At 50.2% G+C, this 231-nt stretch carries 1 pseudogene; it reads left to right on the plus strand.

Features of this window, described 5'->3' with window-relative positions:
• Positions 1-231: pseudogene (locus AC23P2_RS31465) on the plus strand (hypothetical protein); the annotation flags it as partial.

A 231-nucleotide genomic window follows, 5' to 3' on the forward strand; every position in this document is an offset into this window, starting at 1 on the left:
GTAACTTATTACAGCGCTTGATTCTTCATCAAGAGGCCGTGCTTGCATTTGCTCGCACCGGCGACCCGGTTCGAGTCGGGTGTACCCTTCACTAATAATCAAGCGGAACGCGATTTAAGAGCCGCCAAAGTGAATCGGAGCGCCGATGCGACAAAAAATTAGTAATTGCTTCCGAAGTATCGGTGGGGCGACTGCCTATGCACGTATCGCTGGATTCATTTCTACAATCCG

The sequence above is a fragment of the Runella sp. R0.1_18 genome (assembly GCF_057652155.1).